We start from the raw sequence: 284 nt of genomic DNA on the forward strand, positions 1-284 counted from the left end.
GCGGCGTGTTCGACGAGGTGCTGGCGGTAGCCGCCGTCGACCCAGGCTTTGCGGATCGAGGGGTGGGCGGCTGCTACGTGGTCGATCAGGTCGGTGCCGGCGACGGAGTCCTGCACGCTCGCGGCCGTGACCAGCACCATGAGCATCAGTCCGAGGGCGTCGGTGACGATGCTCCGCTTGCGGCCCACGATCTTCTTCGCCGCGTCGATGCCCTGCCCGGCGGCGGGGACGCTGGTGGAGGTCTTCACGCTCTGCGCGTCGATCACGCAGGCCGACGGCTTCGC

The 284-nt window shown here is 70.4% G+C and carries 1 protein-coding gene; it reads right to left on the reverse strand.

Translation table 11 applies throughout. The annotated features are described in order from the left end of the window. The coding region (locus tag IH09_RS36295; protein WP_190233541.1) for a transposase at positions 1 to 284 on the reverse strand (284 nt) is incomplete at both ends.

It is taken from the genome of Streptomyces celluloflavus (assembly GCA_000720995.1).
In the GTDB taxonomy this organism is placed as follows: domain Bacteria; phylum Actinomycetota; class Actinomycetes; order Streptomycetales; family Streptomycetaceae; genus Streptomyces; species Streptomyces celluloflavus.